General features: G+C 67.7%; 19 protein-coding genes and 1 pseudogene. 8 read left to right on the top strand and 12 right to left on the bottom strand.

From position 1 onward, the window contains the following. The first annotated feature begins 25 nt into the window (after positions 1 to 25). Positions 26 to 163 carry a hypothetical protein gene (locus ACZ5IK_RS23490; protein ID WP_465489604.1) on the top strand — a complete coding sequence of 46 codons (138 nt, stop codon included), beginning with the start codon at positions 26 to 28 and terminating at the stop codon, positions 161 to 163. A 226-nt stretch (positions 164 to 389) separates the two neighbouring features. On the opposite strand, the gene ACZ5IK_RS23485 is transcribed toward ACZ5IK_RS23490, so the two are convergent. Next, positions 390 to 1,181 carry a thioesterase II family protein gene (locus ACZ5IK_RS23485; protein WP_465489603.1) on the bottom strand — a complete coding sequence of 264 codons (792 nt, stop codon included), beginning with the start codon at positions 1,179 to 1,181 and terminating at the stop codon, positions 390 to 392. Positions 1,182 to 1,263: 82 nt separating this feature from the next. On the opposite strand from ACZ5IK_RS23485, the gene ACZ5IK_RS23480 reads away from it, so the two are divergent. Then, the gene (locus tag ACZ5IK_RS23480; protein ID WP_465489602.1) at positions 1,264 to 2,019 is read left to right on the top strand and encodes a leucyl/phenylalanyl-tRNA--protein transferase; all 756 of its coding nucleotides are present in this window, start codon (positions 1,264 to 1,266) and stop codon (positions 2,017 to 2,019) included. Between the two features lie 155 nt (positions 2,020 to 2,174). Further along, positions 2,175 to 3,140: a ParB/RepB/Spo0J family partition protein gene (locus tag ACZ5IK_RS23475; RefSeq protein ID WP_465489601.1), complete on the top strand. Its 966-nt coding sequence runs from the start codon at positions 2,175 to 2,177 to the stop codon at positions 3,138 to 3,140. A 79-nt stretch (positions 3,141 to 3,219) separates the two neighbouring features. On the opposite strand, the gene ACZ5IK_RS23470 is transcribed toward ACZ5IK_RS23475, so the two are convergent. Genes ACZ5IK_RS23470 through ACZ5IK_RS23460 form a run of 3 tightly spaced genes read right to left on the bottom strand, consistent with a single transcriptional unit; the run spans position 3,220 to position 8,058 of the window. Further along, positions 3,220 to 6,546: a non-ribosomal peptide synthetase gene (locus ACZ5IK_RS23470; protein WP_465489600.1), complete on the bottom strand. Its 3,327-nt coding sequence runs from the start codon at positions 6,544 to 6,546 to the stop codon at positions 3,220 to 3,222. A gap of 27 nt (positions 6,547 to 6,573) precedes the next feature. Then, positions 6,574 to 6,765 carry an MbtH family protein gene (locus ACZ5IK_RS23465; protein ID WP_465489599.1) on the bottom strand — a complete coding sequence of 64 codons (192 nt, stop codon included), beginning with the start codon at positions 6,763 to 6,765 and terminating at the stop codon, positions 6,574 to 6,576. Positions 6,766 to 6,780: 15 nt separating this feature from the next. Further along, complete coding sequence (locus tag ACZ5IK_RS23460; RefSeq protein ID WP_465489598.1) at positions 6,781 to 8,058, bottom strand: cation:proton antiporter domain-containing protein; 1,278 nt, start codon at positions 8,056 to 8,058, stop codon at positions 6,781 to 6,783. Positions 8,059 to 8,362: 304 nt separating this feature from the next. Between ACZ5IK_RS23460 and ACZ5IK_RS23455 the strand changes: the two genes are divergently transcribed. From ACZ5IK_RS23455 to ACZ5IK_RS23445, 3 genes are all read left to right on the top strand, one after another. Beyond that, positions 8,363 to 8,932 (top strand): SMI1/KNR4 family protein, encoded by a 570-nt coding sequence (locus tag ACZ5IK_RS23455; RefSeq protein ID WP_465489597.1) that lies wholly within the window; start codon positions 8,363 to 8,365, stop codon positions 8,930 to 8,932. 729 nt (positions 8,933 to 9,661) lie between these two features. Further along, positions 9,662 to 10,237: a hypothetical protein gene (locus tag ACZ5IK_RS23450; RefSeq protein WP_465489596.1), complete on the top strand. Its 576-nt coding sequence runs from the start codon at positions 9,662 to 9,664 to the stop codon at positions 10,235 to 10,237. A 561-nt stretch (positions 10,238 to 10,798) separates the two neighbouring features. Continuing rightward, positions 10,799 to 11,293 carry a DUF6283 family protein gene (locus ACZ5IK_RS23445; RefSeq protein WP_465489595.1) on the top strand — a complete coding sequence of 165 codons (495 nt, stop codon included), beginning with the start codon at positions 10,799 to 10,801 and terminating at the stop codon, positions 11,291 to 11,293. 151 nt (positions 11,294 to 11,444) lie between these two features. Here ACZ5IK_RS23445 and ACZ5IK_RS23440 read toward each other — a convergent pair whose 3' ends face one another. Together ACZ5IK_RS23440 and ACZ5IK_RS23435 are read right to left on the bottom strand one after the other, a co-directional pair. After that, entirely contained in the window at positions 11,445 to 11,975 is a 531-nt protein-coding gene (locus ACZ5IK_RS23440; RefSeq protein WP_465489594.1) for a hypothetical protein, read from the bottom strand. Positions 11,976 to 12,238: 263 nt separating this feature from the next. Continuing rightward, positions 12,239 to 13,116 (bottom strand): IS5 family transposase gene (locus ACZ5IK_RS23435; RefSeq protein WP_465489767.1). Its coding sequence is split into 2 segments (ribosomal slippage): positions 12,239 to 12,726 and positions 12,726 to 13,116, totalling 879 coding nucleotides; the frame shifts between segments, so codons are not numbered across the junction. 490 nt (positions 13,117 to 13,606) lie between these two features. Here ACZ5IK_RS23435 and ACZ5IK_RS23430 point away from each other — a divergent pair. Further along, positions 13,607 to 14,790, top strand: a pseudogene (locus tag ACZ5IK_RS23430) (IS3 family transposase). Positions 14,791 to 15,124: 334 nt separating this feature from the next. Here ACZ5IK_RS23430 and ACZ5IK_RS23425 read toward each other — a convergent pair. From ACZ5IK_RS23425 to ACZ5IK_RS23405, 5 genes are all read right to left on the bottom strand, one after another. Then, on the bottom strand, positions 15,125 to 15,475 hold the full coding sequence (locus ACZ5IK_RS23425) for a hypothetical protein (protein ID WP_465489593.1): 351 nt from the start codon (positions 15,473 to 15,475) through the stop codon (positions 15,125 to 15,127). Between the two features lie 348 nt (positions 15,476 to 15,823). Further along, on the bottom strand, positions 15,824 to 16,003 hold the full coding sequence (locus tag ACZ5IK_RS23420) for a hypothetical protein (protein ID WP_465489592.1): 180 nt from the start codon (positions 16,001 to 16,003) through the stop codon (positions 15,824 to 15,826). Further along, positions 16,000 to 16,428 carry an STAS domain-containing protein gene (locus ACZ5IK_RS23415; protein ID WP_465489591.1) on the bottom strand — a complete coding sequence of 143 codons (429 nt, stop codon included), beginning with the start codon at positions 16,426 to 16,428 and terminating at the stop codon, positions 16,000 to 16,002. Before ACZ5IK_RS23415 ends, ACZ5IK_RS23420 begins: the two co-directional genes overlap by 4 nt. A gap of 241 nt (positions 16,429 to 16,669) precedes the next feature. Further along, positions 16,670 to 16,978, bottom strand: a complete 309-nt coding sequence (locus ACZ5IK_RS23410) for an ANTAR domain-containing protein (protein ID WP_465489590.1) — start codon at positions 16,976 to 16,978, stop codon at positions 16,670 to 16,672. A gap of 1,084 nt (positions 16,979 to 18,062) precedes the next feature. Then, positions 18,063 to 18,626 (bottom strand): EF-hand domain-containing protein, encoded by a 564-nt coding sequence (locus ACZ5IK_RS23405; RefSeq protein ID WP_465489589.1) that lies wholly within the window; start codon positions 18,624 to 18,626, stop codon positions 18,063 to 18,065. Between the two features lie 95 nt (positions 18,627 to 18,721). Between ACZ5IK_RS23405 and ACZ5IK_RS23400 the strand changes: the two genes are divergently transcribed. Continuing rightward, on the top strand, positions 18,722 to 19,519 hold the full coding sequence (locus ACZ5IK_RS23400) for an SAM-dependent methyltransferase (protein ID WP_465489588.1): 798 nt from the start codon (positions 18,722 to 18,724) through the stop codon (positions 19,517 to 19,519). 297 nt (positions 19,520 to 19,816) lie between these two features. On the opposite strand, the gene ACZ5IK_RS23395 is transcribed toward ACZ5IK_RS23400, so the two are convergent. After that, the gene (locus tag ACZ5IK_RS23395; RefSeq protein WP_465489587.1) at positions 19,817 to 19,978 is read right to left on the bottom strand and encodes a hypothetical protein; all 162 of its coding nucleotides are present in this window, start codon (positions 19,976 to 19,978) and stop codon (positions 19,817 to 19,819) included. Between the last annotated feature and the right edge of the window lie 290 nt (positions 19,979 to 20,268).

Raw genomic sequence — 20,268 nt, 5'->3', positions numbered from 1 at the left:
AGACTCCCGCACCGAAGGATTTCTGATGCGCAAAGCCATTCTCACGATCGCCTACGTCCTGTTCGTGATCCCGGCCGGCCTAGTGATCCGGGCTCTGCGAGATCCGCTGCGTCGGTCCTGGACGCGGGGACGCGATAGCTACTGGCAGAACTCGGACGACTGACGCCGTCGCTGACCGGAGCCCGAGAGTACGGCGGGGGAGGGCCGCGTAGCGCGGTGCCGGACCGTATCGACCTCATACAACCGCGGCCGCCCGGGCATTGCGCTGCGCCACACGCATCGGCGCAGCGCCTGGCGGCACGGGGTATCCGCCGATCGTGCCGGCGACGTGCCGCGGACGGCCGTCGATGAAGAACTCTGCCCGGCGAGACCCCGAACAGGCCACGGTCTCACTGGCGTCCAACCGGCGAATTTCCCCAGTTGGACATCCGGGCTTCGACGTCTGCGACCAGCTCGGCCTGCTGGGACCGGACGTAGAAGTGATCGCCGTCGAACTGCCGCCAGTCGGCCGGGCCGGAGGTCAGCTCGCCCCAGGCGGCCGTTTCGGCCGGCACATCGGCGGCGCCGTCGCTGCCCGCGTAGGCGACGATCGGGCACCGCAATTGCACCGGGTCGTGGCGGTGGTACGACAGCACCGCCCGAACGTCGGCCAGCAGGGCCGGCAGCACGAGTTCACGCAGTTCCGGGTGCTCGAACACCGCCGGATCGCTCCAGCCGGACGCCCGGATCTCCGCCTCGACGGTGGCGTCGTCGAGCATCTCCCGGGGTGGCGTGAACCGGTGCGGGGCGAGCGAGCCGGAGGCGAACAGACCTGCCGGATCCGGCCCGGTGCCTGCCTGCAGCCGGACCGCCACCTCGTAGGCGACGAGAGCGCCCATGCTGTGCCCGAACAGATACAGCGGCCGGTCGGCGTAGGGCGCGAGCGCCGGGAAGAGCGCGTCGGCGATCTCCGGCACCGACCGCGCACAGGGTTCGGCCAGCCGGTCCTGCCGGCCGGGGTACTGCACGGCGATCAGCTCGACTCGGGCCGGCAGCAGGGAGACCCAGGGCAGGTATTCGCCTGCCGTGCCGCCGGCGTGCGGCAGGCAGACGAGGCGGACCTCAGGATAGTGGCGCGGGCGAGGCCGGCGCAGCCAGCGCGCCGATGTGCCGAAGGTGCCTGTTGTCGCGGATACGGTCATCTAAGGCTCCCGTCATTCGCCGGTGTGGGGCCAGAATTCAGCTGTGTTTCGCTGCGAGGGATGCGCCTGGGACGAACTCCCGATGAATACTGCCCCGACCGAGGAGCCGGTCGCGATCGGTGGCAGCCTCGACCCGGCCATCGTTCTCGGCGCCTACCGGCACGGCGCGTTCGCGATGCCGGCCGCCTCGGCAGCCGAGATCGAGGCGAACCATTTCCTGTACGAGGACGCGGTGGCCGCCGGGACGACCGTGGTGCTCGATTCGCCGCTGCCCGACCCGTACGCGCTGACCTGGTGGTCCCCGGACCCGCGACCGGTCATCTCGTACGGGCGGCTGGCCAAGCCGCGCACCCTCATGCGGCTGTTGCGCAACCGGCTGACCTGGACCACCACCGCGAACCAGAGCTTCGACCAGGTGCTCGCCGAGTGCCGCCGCGACCGCGAGCCGGAGTGGCTCACCGACGAACTGTGCGCGTGCATGGCAGAGCTGCACAAGCTGGGCTGGGCACACAGCGTCGAGGTGTGGGAGGGCGACGACCTGGTGGGGGGCGCCGTCGGGGTCGGCATGGGCAGCGTGTTCGCCATGGAAACCTGCTTCCACCGGCGAAACGACGCGTCGAAGGTGGCGCTGCTCGACATGGAGCACCGGCTGGCAGGCACCGGCGTGACGCTGCTGGACGTCGAGTGGGACAGCAAGTCGAGCCGGCGGCTCGGGGCCGGACCGGTGCCGCGCCGCGAGTTCCTCGCGACCCTGGCCCTCGGCGGCGGTCCGGTCCCGCTGGCCGACGGCGAGGAGGAGGTACGCCGCCTGGGATTCCTGCGCCGGCCCGCCGAGTGAGCTTGCCGCGTCCGGCGGTTGCCCCCTAAACAAGTGAGTCCCGCACGTCCGGCCGCGTGGTCAGGATGAAGCTGAGGCCGTGTCTTCGCTCGACATCCGAGGCCGTGACCAAGAACGGGGCTGACCGAGTGCCAGTCGACACCTCTCGATCCACAGTGGAATCGCGCCCCTGGGACAGCACTGTCGTCCGGCTGCCGGTCTCCGCGATCCGCGAGGCCGATTCGCCGCGGTCCGCCGGCGTGGACATGGCGCACGCGAGATCGCTGGCGCAGACGGAGGCGGACCTGCCGCCGATCGTGGTGCACCGCGGGACGAACCGCGTCATCGACGGTATGCACCGGCTCACCGCCGCCCGGCTGCGCGGCGAGCCGGAGATCTCCGCCCAGCTGTTCGACGGCGACGAAAACGAGGCGTTCCTGCTCGCCGTCCGGCTCAACGTGTCGCACGGCATGCCCCTCACGCTCGTCGATCGGCGAGCCGCGGCGGCTCGGATCATCCGTACCCACCCGCGGCTGTCCGACCGGGCCATCGCCGTCTCCTCCGGCCTAGCCGCGAAGACCGTCGGAGCGCTGCGCCGCAAGCTCGACGGCTCGCCCGCACCGGCGAGGGTCGGCCGGGACGGCCGAGTCCGGCCGGTCAACGGTGCGGCTGGACGGCAGGCCGCGGCCGAGTTGATCGCCCGGCACCCGGACGCGACGCTGCGCGGCATCGCGCGCGAGGCAGGCATCTCGGTGGAGACCGCGCGCAGCGTCCGCGCGCGCCTGAGGGCCGGCGAAGACCCGGTCCTTGACCGGCGGACCCGGCCCATGCGCGACAACCGGACGGCGAGCAGGCAGCTGACCGTGAAGCTGCCGCAGGACGATCCCTCCGAGGAATTGCGGTCCCTGCTCGAGACCCTCCAGCAGGATCCGGCCCTGCGCTGCACCGAGTCCGGCCGGACGCTGCTGCGCTGGCTCGGTCCGCGGGTGTTGCTGCCCGACGAGATCCGGCTCCCGCTGCGCCGCATCCCGCCGCACTCCCGGATCAACCTCGGCACGCTCGCGAGGTCCTGCGCGGCCGCCTGGATCCAGTTCGCCATCGTGCTCGAGGACGTCGACCAGGCGAGCGGCCAGACCCGCTGACCGCATCCGTCCGTTGTGGATCCGGACGGCACGCTCGGGCCGACGTCCTCGGCGTCGAACCTCCGCCGGGCGGCACCGGTCATCGCGGCTCGGCGTCGCTCAGCCGCTCGGCGAAGCCTGCCACGGTCGGGGCCTCGAAGAGGGTGCGCAGGGTGACTGTCCGCCCGGTGACCTCGGCGAGCCGGGCGACGACGGCGACCGCCAGCAGCGAGTGGCCGCCCAGTTCGAAGAAGTTGTCCTGCCTGCCGACCCGGGGCACGGCCAGCACCTCGGCCCAGACCGCGGCGATCTGCTGCTCCAGCGGCGTGCCCGGCGCCTCGTACTCGGCCGCGCCTGCCCACTCGGCCTCGTCGTCCGGCCGCGGCAGCAGCCGACGGCTCAGCTTCCCGCTCGGCGTCCGCGGCAGGTCCGGCACCGTCTGGTAGGCGGCAGGCACCATGTAGTCCGGCAAACGCGCGGCCAGGAAGGCGCGGAGTTCGGCGGCGGCAGGCGGGGCGTCCGGATCCGGCACGACGTAGGCGACCAGACGCCGATCGCCCGCCCCGTACCGGTGGGCGCCGACGGCGCATTCGCGCACCCCGGGGCAGCCGGTGAGGACCGCCTCGACCTCGGCGACCTCGACCCGGAACCCGCGGATCTTCACCTGGTCGTCGAACCGGCCGAGGAACTCCAGCAGGCCGGCGGAGTTCCAGCGGACTTGGTCGCCGGTGCGGTACATCCGGGTGCCGGCGCCGAATGGGTCGGGCAGGAACCGCTCCGCCGTCAGCTCCGGCCGGCCAAGGTAGCCGCGGGCGAGCGCGATCCCGCCGACGAACAGCTCGCCTGCCACTCCGGGTGGCACCGGCCTCAGCTCGGCGTCGAGCACATAGGTCCGCACGTTGTCGAAGGGCAGGCCGATCGGCGGCAGCGCCGGCCACTCTGCGGGATTGCGGTCGAGCCGGTGGGAGGTGGCCAGGTGCACTTCGATCGGTCCGTACTGGTTGTACAGCGTGCAGTCCGGCAGCTGCCCGAAGAAGGCCCGGATCGCCGGAGTGGCCTGAAGCTGCTCGCCCGCCGTGAGCACCGCGCGCAGCGACCGCGGGATCCGGCCGAGGCGCATGGCCAGCTCGGCCAGCTCGCGCAGGGCCACGTACGGCATGAAGATCCGCTCGATCCGCTGCTGCTCGATGACTTCGAGCAACCGCTCGAAGTCATGTCGCACGTCCTCGCTGACCAGGACGAGCGTGTCGCCGGCCGACAACGTGGTCATCATCTCCTGGTAGAAGATGTCGAAGCTGAGCGCGGCCCACTGCAGCGTGCGTCCGCGGCCGCCGGGGCGCTGACGGCGCTGCCACTGCACCTGGTTGTGCAGGGCCCGGTGCGACATGGCCACGCCCTTCGGTCGGCCGGTGGACCCGGAGGTGTAGAGAACCCAGGCGATGTTGGCCGGGTCCGCCAGGTTCGCCGGGCCGGTGGCGCTGGCCGGGGCGCCGAACGCGTCGAACGCCAGCACCGGGGCTGGCTCGGCGGCTCCGTCCTCGCCCGCGGCCGGGTGGATCAGCAGCCGCAGCGCCGCGTCCTCGGCGATCAGCTGTCGGCGGGCGACCGGGTAGGTCGGGTCGATCGGGACACAGGCCCCGCCGGCCTTGAGCACTGCCAGGGTGGCGACCAGCAGGTCGAGTGATCGATGGAGGCCGATGCCGACCCGCTCGTCCGGGCCGACGCCCAGCTCGCGCAGGCGCCAGGCCAGGGCGTTCACCCGCTCGTCCAGCTCCTGGTAGGTCAGCGTCCGGTCTTCGAACACCGCCGCGACGGCGGCCGGCGTGGCGGCGGCCTGCCGCTCGACGAGCTGGTGCAGGCAGGCATCGTCGTCGAACAGACGGGCCGTGTCGTTCCAGCCCTCGAGCACCTCGTGTTGCCGCGCGCCCGACATCAGGGGCAGGTCGTCGATCGGCTCGTCGGGCGCGGCGACCAACCCGGCCAGCAGCGTGACGAGATAGCCGGCCAGGTGCTCAATGGTGGCCCGGTCAAACAGTGCGGTCTGGTAGTCCATGTCGATGCTCAGCTCACCCGCCTCGGTCTCCGAGGCGGCCAGCGTGAGCTCGAACATCGCCTTGCGCCCGGCCGCCTCGATCGGCGTGACGGCCAGGCCGTCGAGGAGGTCAAAATCGTTGATCACCAGGTGGGTGAACAGCACCTGGAACAGCGGGTGCACCGCCAGGTCCCGCTGCGGCCGCAGCTCGGCCACCAGCCGGTCGAATGACACGTGCCGGTGCTCCAGCGCCTCGATCAGCCGCGGCCGGAGCTGGCCGAGCACCCCCGCGAAGGTCGGGCGCCCGGCTAGGTCGGCCCGCAGCACCACCGGGTTGACGAAGTGGCCGATGCTGGCCGCGACGTCCGGGTGCGCCCGCCCGTCGACGATCATCCCGATGCTGACATCTGTCTGCCCGCTCCACCGGTACAGCAGCGTGTGGAACGCCGCGAGCAGCACCATGGACAGCGTGGCGTCCTCCCGCCGGGCCAACCGGCGCAGCCCGTCGGCGACCTCGGCAGGCACGGGCACCTGGACCAGGTCGCCGGCGAGTTGGGCGACGGCGGCCCGGGGCCGGTCGGTCGGCAGGCCGAGGGAATGCGGCGCGCCCGCCAGCCGGTCCTTCCAGTACTCCAGGTGCCGTTCGGCCTCGGTGCCGTCCCGGCCCTGCTGCCACAGCGCGTAGTCGGCGTACTGCATGGTCAGCTCGGGCAGCGGGGACGGTGTCCCGCTGCGGCAGGCCGCGTAGAGCGTGCGCAGCTCGTGGAAGAGGATCGAAAACGAGGACCCGTCGATCACCAGGTGGTACGCACGGAAGACCAGCACGTGCGTGGCCGGGCCGAGGCGGACCAGTTCGGTGCCGAAGTTGCGTGCCACGGAGATGTCGAACCGGTGCTCGCGGTATCGCTGCTTCCGGTCGTCCAGCCACCGGTCCTGCTCGGCAGGGGAGAGGCCGGACAGATCGTGGATCGTGAAGCGGGGGTCGCCCGCCGACTCCACCACCTGGACGCCGACCCCGTCGCGCGCAGGGAAGGCGGTCCGCAGAATCTCGTGGCGCCGCAGGATCTCCGTGATCGCCGACCGCAGCGCCGGCACGTCCAGCTCCCCGGTGATCCGGTACAGCGCGGTGTGGTTGTAAGCGGGGCCGAGCAGGTCCATCTGATCGAGGAACCACATGCCCTGCTGGTGCTCGGACAGCGGGATCCTGTCTGGCCGCGCCGCCGGCACCGGGTCGGCGCGGATGGCGGCGATCACCTCGGCACGCCGTTCGCGCAGCACCGCCAGCCGTTCCCCGTCGAGCCCGCCGGCCGGCCGGTAGCGCAGCCTGCCGTCCTGCAGCCACAGCTGCACGCCGGCGAGGCGCAGTTCTTCCAGGAAGTCCGAGATAGCAAGCACAGGTTGCCCGTTCCGTTCTATCCGCGCTCAGCGGGCGCTGAGCGGCTGCAGGCCGGTCCAGTGGCTCTCGACGTAGTCCAGGGACGACTGCAGGCCGTTCTCGGCGTGCACGATCTGCCAGCCGGCCGGTACCGCCCGGCGGCTCGGCCATAACGAGTACTGGTCCTGGTCGTTGACGAGCACCAGGAAACGGCCCTCCGGGTCGGCGAACGGGTTCACGGCATCGACTCCTTTTCAGTGGTGGTGCGGACTCGGTGACGGCCCAGGCTCGCGGTCGCGCGCCGCCTGGCGCCGCGGATAGACGAAGGGCAGCAGCAGACCCGGCATCAGCGTGGTGACCACCGCCATCACGACCATCAGCGAGTACAGCCGCTGGTCGAGCAGGCCGATCTGGAGACCGACCGCCAGGACGATCAGCTCGGTGAGCCCGCGAGTGTTGACCAGCAGGGCGAGGGTGGCGCTGTGCCGGGTGGACATTCGGGCCAGCCGGGCGGCCCCGAAGGCGCCGGACAGCTTGCCGCCATTCGCGACCAGCAGGATCAACAGCAGCAGGCCGAGCTCCCGACCGTCCATTCCAGACAGGTCAACCGCGAAGCCGGCCACCACGAAGAACGGGGGTAGCAACACCGTCCGGACGGTCCGCTCGGTCCATGGCAGCACCCGCGCCCGGAGGGTGGCGGCGCCTTCACGGGGCATGACCGCGCCGAGCAGGAACGCCCCGAAGATGCTGTGCAGCCCCATCCACGCGGTAGCGTTCGACGAAAGCGTGAGGGCGGCGGCGATCGCGACCAGCAGGCCGGTACCGAGGATCATCCGGGTGCCCGTTCCACGAGGCCGGACCGCGGGCGGGCGAGCCGCCAGCCTAGCCAGCAGTGGCCGCACCACCCCGACGAGGACCGCCACGAACGGCAGCACGAGCAGCACGCGCCACGGTGGAGTGTCCCCATTGGAGAACGCCACTAGGACCGCGAGCATCGACCAGGCGAGCACGTCACCGACTGCCGCCGTAGCGAGCGCCAGACCGCCGATGGGGGTATCGATGAGGTTGCGGTCGGTCAAGATCCGGGCCAGTACCGGGAACGCGGTGATCGACATCGCGGTACCCACGTAGAGGCAGAACAGGACTGCGGTCCGGCCCGACCGATCACCCATCAAGCCGATCGCGAACAGGGTGCCGACCACGAACGGCACGACCATCGAGCCCAGCGACAGCACCACGGTGATCCGACCTTGCCCACGCAGGCCGCTGTCGGCCAGGTGCAGCCCCACCAAGAACATGAAGACGCAGATCCCGACGGTAGACAGCGCCGTGAGCGCCGGGCGGATATCGGCTGGAAAGAGTTCTCGGGTGATCGCGCCGTGCAACAGGGTCGGGCCGAGCAGGATGCCACCAGTGATCTCACCGATCACCTCCGGCTGTCCGAACCGCCGACAGAGCAGGCCCAATAGCCGGGCGACCACGATGATCACGACGAGTGCGCGCAGGAACGCCACGACCGCACCGAGGTCCACCGCCGTCCCCCTTTCGCCGCTGCTGGGGTCGACCGTAGGCAGCACAGGCCGCCGCGGCGCAGTCACGTGAACCGGCGACGCTCCGTCGGCGCGAAGCGCGGCGACCCGCGCGGCCGGCTACGCCGAAGACGCCCGCAAGTCCGCAGTGGCCGCGGGCAAGAGCGCGGATGAGGCCGGCCGAGCCGCCAGCGACGTCGCCGAGCACTTCCTCCGCACCTGGACAGGCACACCCCGGACCAGAGGCCTCCGACACCAAGGCGGCACAGTTCGACAGTGGACTCGTCGTGCTCTTCACCAACGGCGAGTGCTTCGTCAACGGTGTACTCCTTCTCGGGGCGAAAACGAGACCGCACGTGACTGGGCGTTCGTTGAACGCGAACTCGGCACTTCACTACCGGGTGACTACAAGCAGCTGCTCTCGAGGTTTCCTTCTGGAAGCTATCGAAACGCGATCTGGGTTCGTAACCCTATCGACGCCCGCGTAGACCTTTCTGATTACATCGAAAAAGATGTTCGCGCGGTGATCGATGTCATCGGGGACGAGGAAATGGCCTACCTGGATGACGTCGACTGCCGGCTATTCCCGGAGTGTGGAGGACTTCTTCCATGGGGAGATGACCTGCAAGGAGGAATGTTCTGCTGGGTGACCGGCCGATCTGAGCCGGATCATTGGCCAGTCGCTTACTGCAACCAAGACCTCGATGAGTGGAAAGAAAGCTCGAAGTCGATGGCCGAGATTATCCTTGAGGTGCTCATCAATAACGGTGATGACAACATACTCGGCTGGAATCTAAACCATGAGCCAGCGGTCTTCAGGGTCCCCTCGGTGCATATTGGTAATGAAATATGGAAGCCGAATTCGGGATATGAATGACTTAATGCGCGTGTGCGAGGGATAGCAGGCAACGAGGCGCGGCTAATATTTTAGCCAGTGCGGCCAATGCTCAGGAAGTGATCGTCCGGCGGTCATGGATCTTTGGTCTGGGCTAACCGTGGGTTCGTGCCGATGCAGGGATGATGCGGCGCGGCTGGCGGCGTCAGTGGCAGTTCGGCGGGGCGCACTCACCACGTGCGGTAGTCGGCGTCCGGCCGGGCTGGCCGCCGTCCTCACCGTGTCGTCTGGCGAGACCCTGCTGTCGTGAGGCGACCTGTGGGGTTAGGCAGGATGACTCCTTCCAAGCAAGACCGAAGCGTCACAGGGTCAGGTGTCAACCAAACCCTGAGCAGTCCCGGGCGTTGGTCACCGTGGCCGTGCGCCGGTGGCGTAAGCGGTGTAAGCCGCAGTTCGTCGGGTCTGATAGGTGTCTGCGGCGGGGCCGCTGACGTGTTCGCCGGCGGCGAGGCGTTGCTCCCAGTCGCCGAGCTGTTCCAGCCGGTAGAGCCAGTCCTCAAAGGCGTGGTGGTCGGGGAAGCCGGAGTCGTAGCTCCCCGCCTATCCGCGAGTGACTTTCACGAACAAGTGTCCATATTGGATTGCTCCGCCGATCAGGCCGCGAGGGCGTCGGACGATGTGCCAGACCAGGGTCCCGCGCAGGCGCGAGGCGCGGCAGGTTATTGCGAATATCCGGTAACGATCTTCCGGAGTTGCGGACATACTGCTGGTGTGATGGAGGATGACTGGGTAGCCGAGCGGTCGCGGGAGTTCGCGTCGCTGTGTGGTAGGTACGTCGAGTCGTGGACTGGCGTGGAGATGACGCTGCGGGACAGTGTGGCGGGCAGCGGCCCCCAGTTCGCAGACTCGAGGGCGCACTGTTTGCAGCTGCTCGGCTTGCAGGTACGTCTGGACGATGACGCCGTGTGGAGTGTCAATACCTACCAAGACGACACCGCGTTCGGGCTACGGGCTGTCCCGGAAGCACTGTTTCGAGACAAGGGGCTGTGGGGCGGAATCTACCGATGGAGGACGTTGGTCGAGTTGCCGATTGGACAGGTCAAACATGTGGCTGTCTTCGCTGACGAGGGCGTTCTGGCCCAGGCGAGCTTGCAAATCGGCGAACGGCCGCTGCTGCTGATCGCGGGCGAAATCGATGAGACGGGCGCGAAGGAACGCTTGTTCCACACGCTGGACGAGTCGGTATTGGTAGTCACGGATTCCGCCGCTGCTGAGTTTGCCCCGTGGACCACGTCGCGGCGGGGGCTCACTCGAATTGGCGATTGGTCGCCTGCCGCCGAATCGTGATAGCGGCTGGGGCTTGATGGCCTCTCCGGTGATGCTGTCCTGGACGGCGGTGAGCGCGACACACGCGTGGTCGGTGCCGAGTTGCTCTGGTGTAGGCCCGGCAGGATGGGGACCTTGGCGAGGCGTTCGGCGAGCGTGGCGACTGCGTCACGGTGTCCTTCGAGGGCGGGGTTCGTACGACGCAGGCGCGGAACGTCACCGTGAGTACGTGGGGTGAACCTGACCCAGCTGGACACGCTGCTGATCAGCTGGGTCGGGTCCCACCGGATCGGGCCGCGTCGCGACAGCAACGGCGCCAGGTCCGGGATCTGGGACCGGAGGTCGCCGTCAGGCAGGTAGAGTTTGGTGACGTTGATCCGCTCAACCGTGGCTTGAGCTCAAACCCAGCAGCTTGGTGACGCCGACTCCGATTTCGGACGGGCCATGGGAATCGACGTAGGTGGCCTCGACGTCCATCTCGGTACGCTCGCAGCCCGCTCTCCTCGCCTGACGGCGAGAGCGGGCTGCTGCGATCATTCCTCGTCGCCACGATCACCGATTCCGGATTGGAGCTCCGCCACGATGAGCACTCCTGACGCCGAGGTGTCGCTCTCCTCTGGTTCGCATCGGTGCGATGCCCGTTCGGCGTCCGAACTACGGGCGATCCCGTACCGCACGTTTCCGTGCGGTCCGTGCCCGGTTCGTGCCGACAACTGCCACATGCCCGAGACGAAGTTCCCCGCCGAACGCTGGCGGGCCCTGGCTCGAACCGTGCGTGACCCGGAGACAGGTCAGCAGCCGATGCCCGGCGACCCGATGTTCGGCTGCCACAAGGGAAAACCGAGGACCGGCAGGGGAGAACCCGGGGCTGACGCTGACATCGGCTTTGCCGGATGGCTGGCCCGGTTCGGCGCCGACCACATCGGTGTCCGGCCCGCCATCATCGAGACCTGGGGACGCAACTACACGGCGGAGGAGTACTCCGGCTGGATGGCCGAGTTCGGCCTCAAGTCCGAAGGAGTGACGCCGTTCGACGGCCAAGGCGCCAACGGCGTACGGGTGGGACGCAAACTCTGAGAGCCGGCGCGGCCAAGTCCCGGCACCGCCCGCACAGGCGGTGCCGGGACTGGCGCCGATCCGTCCGAAACGAGTTACCAGACTGCGCATTGCCCGGCATCGGAGCAGGTCGGCATCGCAGCAGGCCAAGATCGACGCCTACGTTGACGGCTCACTTGCCGGTGCGCCAAGGCGGGGTCCAGCCGAGGCGTTTGCAGACCGTGTCGATGTCGGAGTCGGTCAGGCTTCGGCGATCGGAGAGATGCGCCGACCGCGGGCCGAGGATCTGCATCCGGTCGACCGTGCTGTCCTGATCGCCGATGTCCTTGCGGACCTCGATCAGGAAGTCCGCGTAGAGCCGGAACTGGATGTCGGCGGGAGGGCCGAGGGGCAGGGCCTGCATGAGGCGGGAGTACGCCCGGACGATGCCGTCGGAGCCGTACACGTTCACCCAGGTGTCGAAACGGCGCTTGTGTTTCAGTTCCTCCTCGGTGGGCACGTCGTCGCTGGTGAACATGCGGTCCAGCATGTCGACGACGGGTTCGTACATGGTGCGTTTCGGTTCCGAAATCCGTTCCCTGGCCTGATCCACACGTTGCGCACGGGCTTCGTAACGACGCGATGCCGACGCGAACATCCCGGCGACCACCGCGGCGGCGACGGAGGCGACGGCTGCGATCACGGCGACGATGATGGCGGACATGTGATCGATCCAACCACGGATCCGCGGACAGCCAAGAGCGTATGAGCCAAGGCGTGGTGCCCCGAGCCGAAAGGGAGCTAGGGCGTGTTTCATAAGTCTGTTCGATGGGCTTCGTGATCCAGGTGGTTCCTGACGGTGCGGGCGGATCGGCCTCGTACCGGGTCGTACTCGGCCGCGTCCGCCCGTGCCGTCAGGGGCCACCTGGGCGCGAAGACCGCGAACATGGCTTATGAAACACGCCCTAGGGCCTGTATCGAAGTCGGTTAGAGCCATTCGTTGATCGCGGCGAGTTGGACCGTGGCTTCGTAGCGGACGGCGAGTTTGTCGTAGCGGGTGGCCACGGCGCGGTGGCGTTTGAGCCGGTTGATGCCGCATTCCACGGCGTGGCGCTGTGTGTAGATCTCGGGGTCGAAAGCCGGTGGCCGCCCGCCCTTCGCCCCCTTCGCCTTGCGGTGCGCGTCCTGATCGGCCTTGCTCGGGATAGTCGCTTTGATCCCGCGACCGCGCAGGTGCGCTCGGTTGGCTTTCGAGGTGTAGGCCTTATCCGCCAACACCCGATCAGGACGCGTGCGCGGCCGGCCACCGGCTGGCCGAGGCACCCGAATCCCGGCCAGGACCGGAATGAACTGCGGGCTGTCATTCCGCTGTCCGGCGGTCAGCACGATCGACAACGGCTTCTGCCCCTGCTCACACCCCAGATGCAGCTTCGTGGTCAGTCCGCCCCGTGACCGCCCCAACGCATGATCATCAGGTTCGGTGGTGACCCCGCCCGGCGGCTCGGCCTGCAGATCCCCCTTTTCCGCGCACCCGCGGCATGCTGGTGCGCCCGGGCGATCGTGGAGTCCACGCTGACGTCCCACGTGATCCGCCCGGCCGTCTCGGCCAGCGCCTGCAACACGGTCAGGATCCGCTGCCAGACACCAGCGCGTTGCCAGCGCCGGAACAGTCCATAAACTGCCGCCCAGGATCCATACCCTTCGGGCATGTCCCGCCACGGCGCACCGGTACGCACCCGCCACCGGATCCCGTCGATCAACTGCCGCTTGCTCCACAACGACGGGCGACCCGGCCGTGACGGTTCAGGCAGCAACGGCTCCAGCGTTGCCCACTGCTCGTCGGTCAGGTCGAACCGCCTCGTCACCGCTAAGGTGTCCACGAGGTCTCCAGTGGTGTTCAGGTTCTTCTTGGTCGACGAACCAACTACCGGAGACCTCACCCATGTCGACCACCGACACGCCCAACAACACCAACTTCCACCTCAACCCCGCCCGCAACGACTTCGATACAGGCCCTAGATCAGCTTTGGCGCCATACCGTGCGACGCACTGATCAAAATCTTGTCGTCAAGAAAGGTGGGCTCCTCCACACAAAATCCACAGGCGGCGCGGGAGTGCTCAAGGTCAGGTTGACGCACCGTTCGCGAAAGCGGCCCATCCTTCGGTCTCCCCGGGCATCCGCCCACCATTCGCGCTGTTCCTGATTCTGAATCAACATTGCGACTAGGTGGTCATGATGCCTTCAACCCGGGCCGAATATCTCCTGTGGCTTGCGAGTACCAGATGACGCTGAGGGGCCCCGGATCTTCCGGATAGCGAACCCGCTAGGGTTTTCATTCGGAAGAGAGGGTTTTCGTGTCAAGGAAACGTCGGTCGTTTACTCCTGCGTTCAAGGAGGAGGCGGCAAAAATGGTGGTGGAGTCGTCTCGGTCGACGGCGTCGGTCGCGCGGGAGTTGGGTCTCACCGAGCAGACGCTCCGTAACTGGGTCAACGACCACCGGAAAAACTCATGCCGCGGATGAGCCGCCCTTGACGGTGCCAGAGCGGGCGCGGCTACGTGAGCTGGAGAAAGAAGTCCGCGAGCTGCGGCTCGAGAAAGAATTCTTGGGAAAAGCCGCTGCCTTCTTCGCGAGCGAATATCGGTGAGCGACAAGTACGAGTTCATCGACGCGGAGAAGGATGCCACCGAGCAGGACGAGAAGAAACACACCGTCATCAACATGTGCGCCTGGCTTGGCGTATCAACCTCGGGATATTACGAATGGCGTGAGCGGCCGGACTCGGGGGCGGGCCGGCCTCACGATGCTCGTAACGGCGATCTTCGAGGCGTCTGGCGAGACCTATGGTCGCCGGCGCGTACACGCCAAGCTGGCCCGCCAGGGCGAGTTCCGCACACCCGAACTGATCCGCGGCATCATGCGCGAGCTGGGCTTGATGCCCTGCCGGCCACGTCCGTGGCGGCACAGCCTGACCGACGCCGATCCGGCCGCCCGACAGGTCCCCCGACCTCGTGGCACGGGACTTCACCGCGGACGCGCCCGGCGAGAAAATGGTTGGCGATATCATCTACGTGCCGACGTGGGAAGGCTGGGTTTATCTCGCCACGGTCATTGACTGTCACACCAAAGCGGTCGTCGGATGGGCAATGGACGACAGCTAGAAAACCCCACTCATCAAAAACGCGATCCGCAGGGCCGCACAAAACTACGCTCTCACCCCGGACGCGATCTTCCACTCTGATCTCGGCAGCAATTACACATCAGCACAATTCGGCAAGACGCTGAAATCGCTCACGATCCGACAATCGGTCGGACGCACAGGAATCTGCTACGACAACAGCATGGCCGAATTGTTCTTCGCGACCCTGAAGAATGAGCTTTTCCATCGCACCATTTATCCCGCACGCCAGCATGCGACAGCGGATATTGCACGCTACATTGAATTACGCTACAATAGCCCACGTCTCCACTCGGCGCTCGGGTACAAAACGCCAGACGACGCCCACGCCGAGTACTTGAACCAACAGCTCGCAGCTTAAAATAAGCAACTTGGCAGCTGTCCGGAAAACGCCCGGGCCCCTCAGTTCGGCAGCGCCAGTGTGTGTGAGAGAGATCGTTCAGTTGGTTGTGGCTTGTCAGTTGTACAGACGGCCTGTGCCCTGTGAGGTGTGGGTGGGATCGACGTAATGCGTCGATGCATCGCCGATCCCACCCGCACTGGCACGAGATCATCAGGGGCCTGGTCGGAACGCGAAGGCCAAGTGAAATTGCTATTTTCGCGTTTCGGCAGGTGCTTATCGGCAGCAGTGGCACCTGCTGCTGATCTCGTGCAAATGGTTACGCGGTAATCACGATTCAGTCAGCACGCGGAAATCAGTTGTCCTGGATGGAGCCGCCGCTGACGATGCCGCCGGCCGCGCAGTTCTGGGGCGATTGGCTGCTCGCGTGGTGCTGGCCCGGGGACAGGATCGGGATACCGATACCATTAAGCGAGTTTTTGACGGGCACCTGGACGCCGAGCACGTTGACGGCGTTGTCGCAGACCCCCAGGGTCGCGTTGACGTTGTGCAAGACGTCCAGGTTGTTCAGATTGAGCAGTCCGACCTGGCCGCTGTGGTCCGAGCCGTGGTTATGCCCGCCCGGGGTGTCGGCGGAAGCGACGCCGCCACCCAGTAGGGCACCAGCTGCGATGGCGGCCGCGACGATGCCGATCTTCTTGAGCATACGTTCTCCTTGATTGGCGAAGGCGTCGGATATAGGGGACAGTGCCGAACGCGTCTTGGTCCCGCGAAAGTCAAATCTACTGACACGGGCGTAAGTATTGTCGGCATTCACCCCTATCGAGTGGGTGCCGGGAGCCCCTGACCGGCACGCATATGACCCTAATGGGGTTGCTCGTCGTATGTTGCTCGCCGGTATCGGGCTGCTATCGCGTGAACACGACCCCCTACCTGATGTGGAGATAACAAGGGCGACGGCGCCAAGGAGGCGGCATATCGGGTCGCCGGTTCCCTTGTGCCGGCCCGCGTGGTCTGAGTGTTGATGTGGAGAGGCGGTGCGATGCGAACGTCCCTAACCCCCTGAGCCCGAGCCGTCCGATCCGAGACGGATCGTGGAAACGCCCATCGCGGTACCGGCGACGAGGGTGACCAGGACGGCGGCGGCAAGGCCGCGCAGCAGTCGGCGGGCGCGGGCCAGGTGGGAGCCAAGCGAGATCCGGATCCCCGGATAGACCAGGGGCTCCGCAGTCACCCCGCGTCCGTTGAGCGCCGGGGATTGATGGGCGCGGCGTTGAGGGCGGCGGCCCGGTTGGGATGCACGATGAACAGGTCCAGCAGGCCCATGAGTTCCAGCGGCCGCCACACGATCCTGGGACCGGGAACCAGGAGCAGCGGCACGTTCGCCCCGACCGCACGGGTGTGGAGCGCGACCAGCTGGGTGATCCCGGCCGTGGCGAGGAACGTGACCTTGGACAGGTCCACCACCAGGCAGGTGGTGTCCGGCCCGGGCTCCGCCGCCACTGCGTTCGTCAAGCGTGGCGTGGTCGCCATGTCCAGCTCGCCGGCGACGTCGACGACCACGCGCCCATCGCCGAGGCGGGTCACGCTCACCTCGAACGCGTTCCCGCCGGCCGCGGCGGCCCGCTCGGCCATCGCGCTGTGCTCTTCCGTGCTCATGTCGACCTCCTCTGCGGGACACACAGCCCGCTACGGCTCGTGACAACTGTTGACGGTAGCCGAGGCAGCGTTGCCCGCCACTCATGATCACGTTCACCCCGTCGCTGGAGGTTTGCGCCGAGCGGAGGGTGGAAACCGGAAGAGCGGATCGTTTGTCGTATGGGGTAGACGGTCCGGGCCCCGTTAGTCCAGCAGCGGGCTGGCGGGGCGCACAATCTTCCCGGCGCCCCGGCCGGGGCTGCTAGTCGCCGAATCCGGCTCCGAGGATCCGCCGCTGGACTTCGTGCCGCACCCGCCGCGCGACGTTCTCGGTGACGCCGGAGGACTCGGCACTGGTGCCGGAGGCGACGACCACGGCCGCGACGTGGTGGAGTTTGACGTTGGCGTGCTGGGAGACCTCGCGCAGCGCGGCGAACGCTTGGTCGGCGTTCCAGTCCCGGAGCATCATGATCATCCCTTTGGCCTGCTCGATCACCGGCTGCGAGGCCAGCGCGGTGTGGAGGTGATCGATCACGGCCTGCAGGTCGGCCGGTTCGCTGGACGCACTCACCCCTGAATTCTTCCGCACGGCACCTTGGCCGGAAACTGGCCACCGGGCCCTGACTTTCGCCCACCGTGTTTCACTGTCCATTCAGGACGCTGCCTGGGCGAGCCGCCGAGCGAGTGTGGAAGTGGCCGGCTCCCCTGCTGCGCTGACACCGGGGAACCGGCCACGTGGCCGGCGGCGTGAATCTGGGAGAGGTGTACACGCCGCCGACCCTGCGAATCCCGGGCCACGGGGATCCTTCCCGCGGAGTTGCCTGGCGCGAGCGGGGAGAAACCACGCTTTCAGGCGACTGATCCGCTCCAGCGCCAGGCCGCGCGGGCGACGTCCGGACTTCCGGACAAGACCGAGGGACAGTTCAGCGCGAGCGGGTTCTGGACTCACGTCGGGCTGCTCGGCCCACCGGCACCGCGGCCGTGCAGGCATCAGGCCGTCGCCGGGATCCCGGCGGTAGCTGGGAAGCGGCCGCGCGGCAGGCGAACAGGCCTTCATAGAGGAACTCGCTTTCGCCGGCGACGTCTACGCGGCACTGGGCGGATGCCGGTCCACGAAGGGACCGCAGCCCTGCCGGTGCTGACGGACCTGGTCATAGGGCAGCGACCAGGTTTGGTCCGGCAGCCACGCCGGTGCGCTGGTTCTAGCCCCGGGCCAGGAAGCGCCAGTCGCGGCACTGCTTGTTTCAGGGGCCGGTCGGGTGACATCGCGCGGTGCGGACTGGTTGTCCGGTCCCGGTCGGCCCAGCGGTGGGCGCCGGACGGGCCCGATGTCCAGCTGCAACGGGTGAGTGGCCCGGTGGCTGGCCTCCGTGGGGTCCCGGGGCTGCCAGGCTGGTTTTCGTACGCCCGCCCCGCCCCGCTGAGACGGGTGGGGCCGGGTGGGTTTGTCCGTCGGCGTGATGCCGCGCCGGACGAGGGGGCACCATTTTCGAAGCACGGTAGGACATCCACGGTGGACGGCGTTCCATTACGGTCCGGTCCATTACTTCGGGTGAGTCCCTGATCCCACGACAAAGAGTGGGGGACGAGCAGCAGCGGCAGGCGTCTAGCGAGCCAGTCTCAAGGCCGGGTCCGACTCGCGGTGCGGGTGGCGCTCAGGTGAAGGGGCCGAAGAACCAGTTGCCGGGTGCGTGGGGGTCTTGGCTCAGGACGAAGTCTTCGAACGCTTGGCACACTTCGGCGCGGGAGAGGACGCCGTCGCCGTTGGTGTCCATGAGGTCGAACGCGCGGTGGGCCTGCTCCGGTGTGCAGCCGGTCGCGGCGATGAGGAGAGGCGCGTGCTCGTCGCGGTTGAGTGCGCCGCTGCCGTCGGAGTCGCAGGCATCGAAGAAGGTGTCGGCGATGAGCCCCAGCGTCCACCGGTAGCCGTCGGGATCGGTGTCGATCGCGTCCAGGACGGCCGCGACCCAGTCTTGTTTGCCCAGGCACGCGGTGTGGCCGGTGCCGTCGGGGAACTGGCCGTCCCACAGGCCGAGCATCACCGCCAGGATGCGCTGCTGCGCGGGATCGCCTGCGGGCAGGCCGCAGGTGGTGGCGTAGCGATCAGCGAGCAGGACGAAGTCGGCGCGTTCCAAGGTCTGGTCGCCGGTGGTGTCGAAGGCGTCGAACCAGTGGTCGATCTTCTGCTGGCGCAGCGCGCTGACCGTGCGGGAGGACATGGACGCCACCTGTTGTCGGGGATGGGATCGAGACCGGCGGGACTGTAACGTGGCTGCCGGTGACACGATCGAGACACCGGGAGACAGGGGACGGGGTGGCCACACCGGACGACGCCGAGGAGCTGCCGAGCATCGCCCGGATGTATGACTACTACCTCGGCGGCAGCGACCACCGCCCGGTCGATCGCGCCGCCGCACGCCGAGCGCTGGCGATCCGGCCGGAGATCATCGAGATCGCCCGCGCCAATCGCGCGTTCCTTGGCCGTGTCGTCGGTTTCCTGGTGGACCTGGAAAACCTCGGCACGGTGCTCCTGCGGCCCCGGCCGTTGCGGGCCCGGTTAAAGGCACTGCTCGTTGCCGCCGGCGCAGTCCACCACGTGGTAGCCGCCTACGCCCTGGCCGACGGTGACGAAGCCGACCCGGTCGCGTCGGTGCTGGCCGAGCTGCGGATCGCGCCGCTGCGGGTGTCGCCCGGTCCGGATGCCGCGGAGTTGGCGCTGCTCACGCACGCCCGCCATGTCCACGCCGAAGGCGGGCGGATCTTCCTCGTCGGCAGCGCCGACGGCCGATTCGCCGAACTCGCCGCCCTGGGCCGCGTCGAACTGCTGGTCTGGGATGGCCAGCCCGTGGCCGCCAAGCTCGCCGACGTCGCCGGGGACTTGCACCGCGTGCCCCGGCCCACCGGCGCGTCGCCTGCCGACAACATCGCCGACCAGGCACAGCCCGAACTCGCTCCGATCGAGCTGGTCGGTCCGGCCAGGGCAGCACCGGCATCGGCAGCACTGTGCAGGGAAGGGCCTCGGCTGGCCGGGCGGCTACTGACCGCGCTGGCCACTGGCGTCGGCATCGCCGTGGGCCAGCGGCTTGCCGACACGCTGCTGCGGTCGAAGTGATGACGCTGGACCCTTTACTCCGGCGCCAGCAGGTTTCCACCCTAAGGCCAACCGGTGACCCGGCCGACAACGTCCGACGGCAGCCACGGACATGCGGTGTCCTGACAACGTCCCAGGCCTCGATACGCCATCCGGCGGCTCGAGGGCCATCACGCGTTCACTTTCGGCAGGGCCTGTACTGGCGTGAACGCAGGGTGGACTAGTCTCGGAATTGCTGGGCGTCAAAACAGCAAAACAGGAAACCCTTTTGGGTGATCTTGTCAGGTGGTCAGCCCTGGTACGACTGGCCACCCGACCTCAGCGGTACATCAGCCGGATCAGCGTGTCACTGAGATCCACCAGCTGATTTACCAGGACGAAAACGGTGCCCCACCGGGTGAGTTTCTCCCACCTGGTGGGGTAACGCCGCTGATCTTTCTCGCGGCGCTCCACGTCTTCCTCCTCCGAGCCCTGCTGCATCGTGCTCCTTTCGGTCCGGCTCTGCATTCACGAGAATCAGGCCGGACGGACTGATTCCCCCGGAACCAGCCGTGATGGAGATCGAATCCGCACAACTCACTCGGCATGTGCCGATGACGGTGAACTCTAGCGAAGGTGGCCAGAGGAGGCTTCGGTGGGGTCAACGAGTCACGCAATTCAGAAAATGCTTGTGCTCATCTTCGTAACAGCAGTTCAGGCACTGCTTCGCGCTCAGGAACATTGTTCTGACTCAGAGTCAGAGTTCTTACACGTAAGCTTACCTGTAAACA

The organism is Amycolatopsis sp. NPDC031561 (assembly GCF_055580625.1).
The sequence above is the reverse complement of the archived record's forward strand: the minus strand, read 5'-3'. Positions and strand labels throughout refer to the sequence as shown.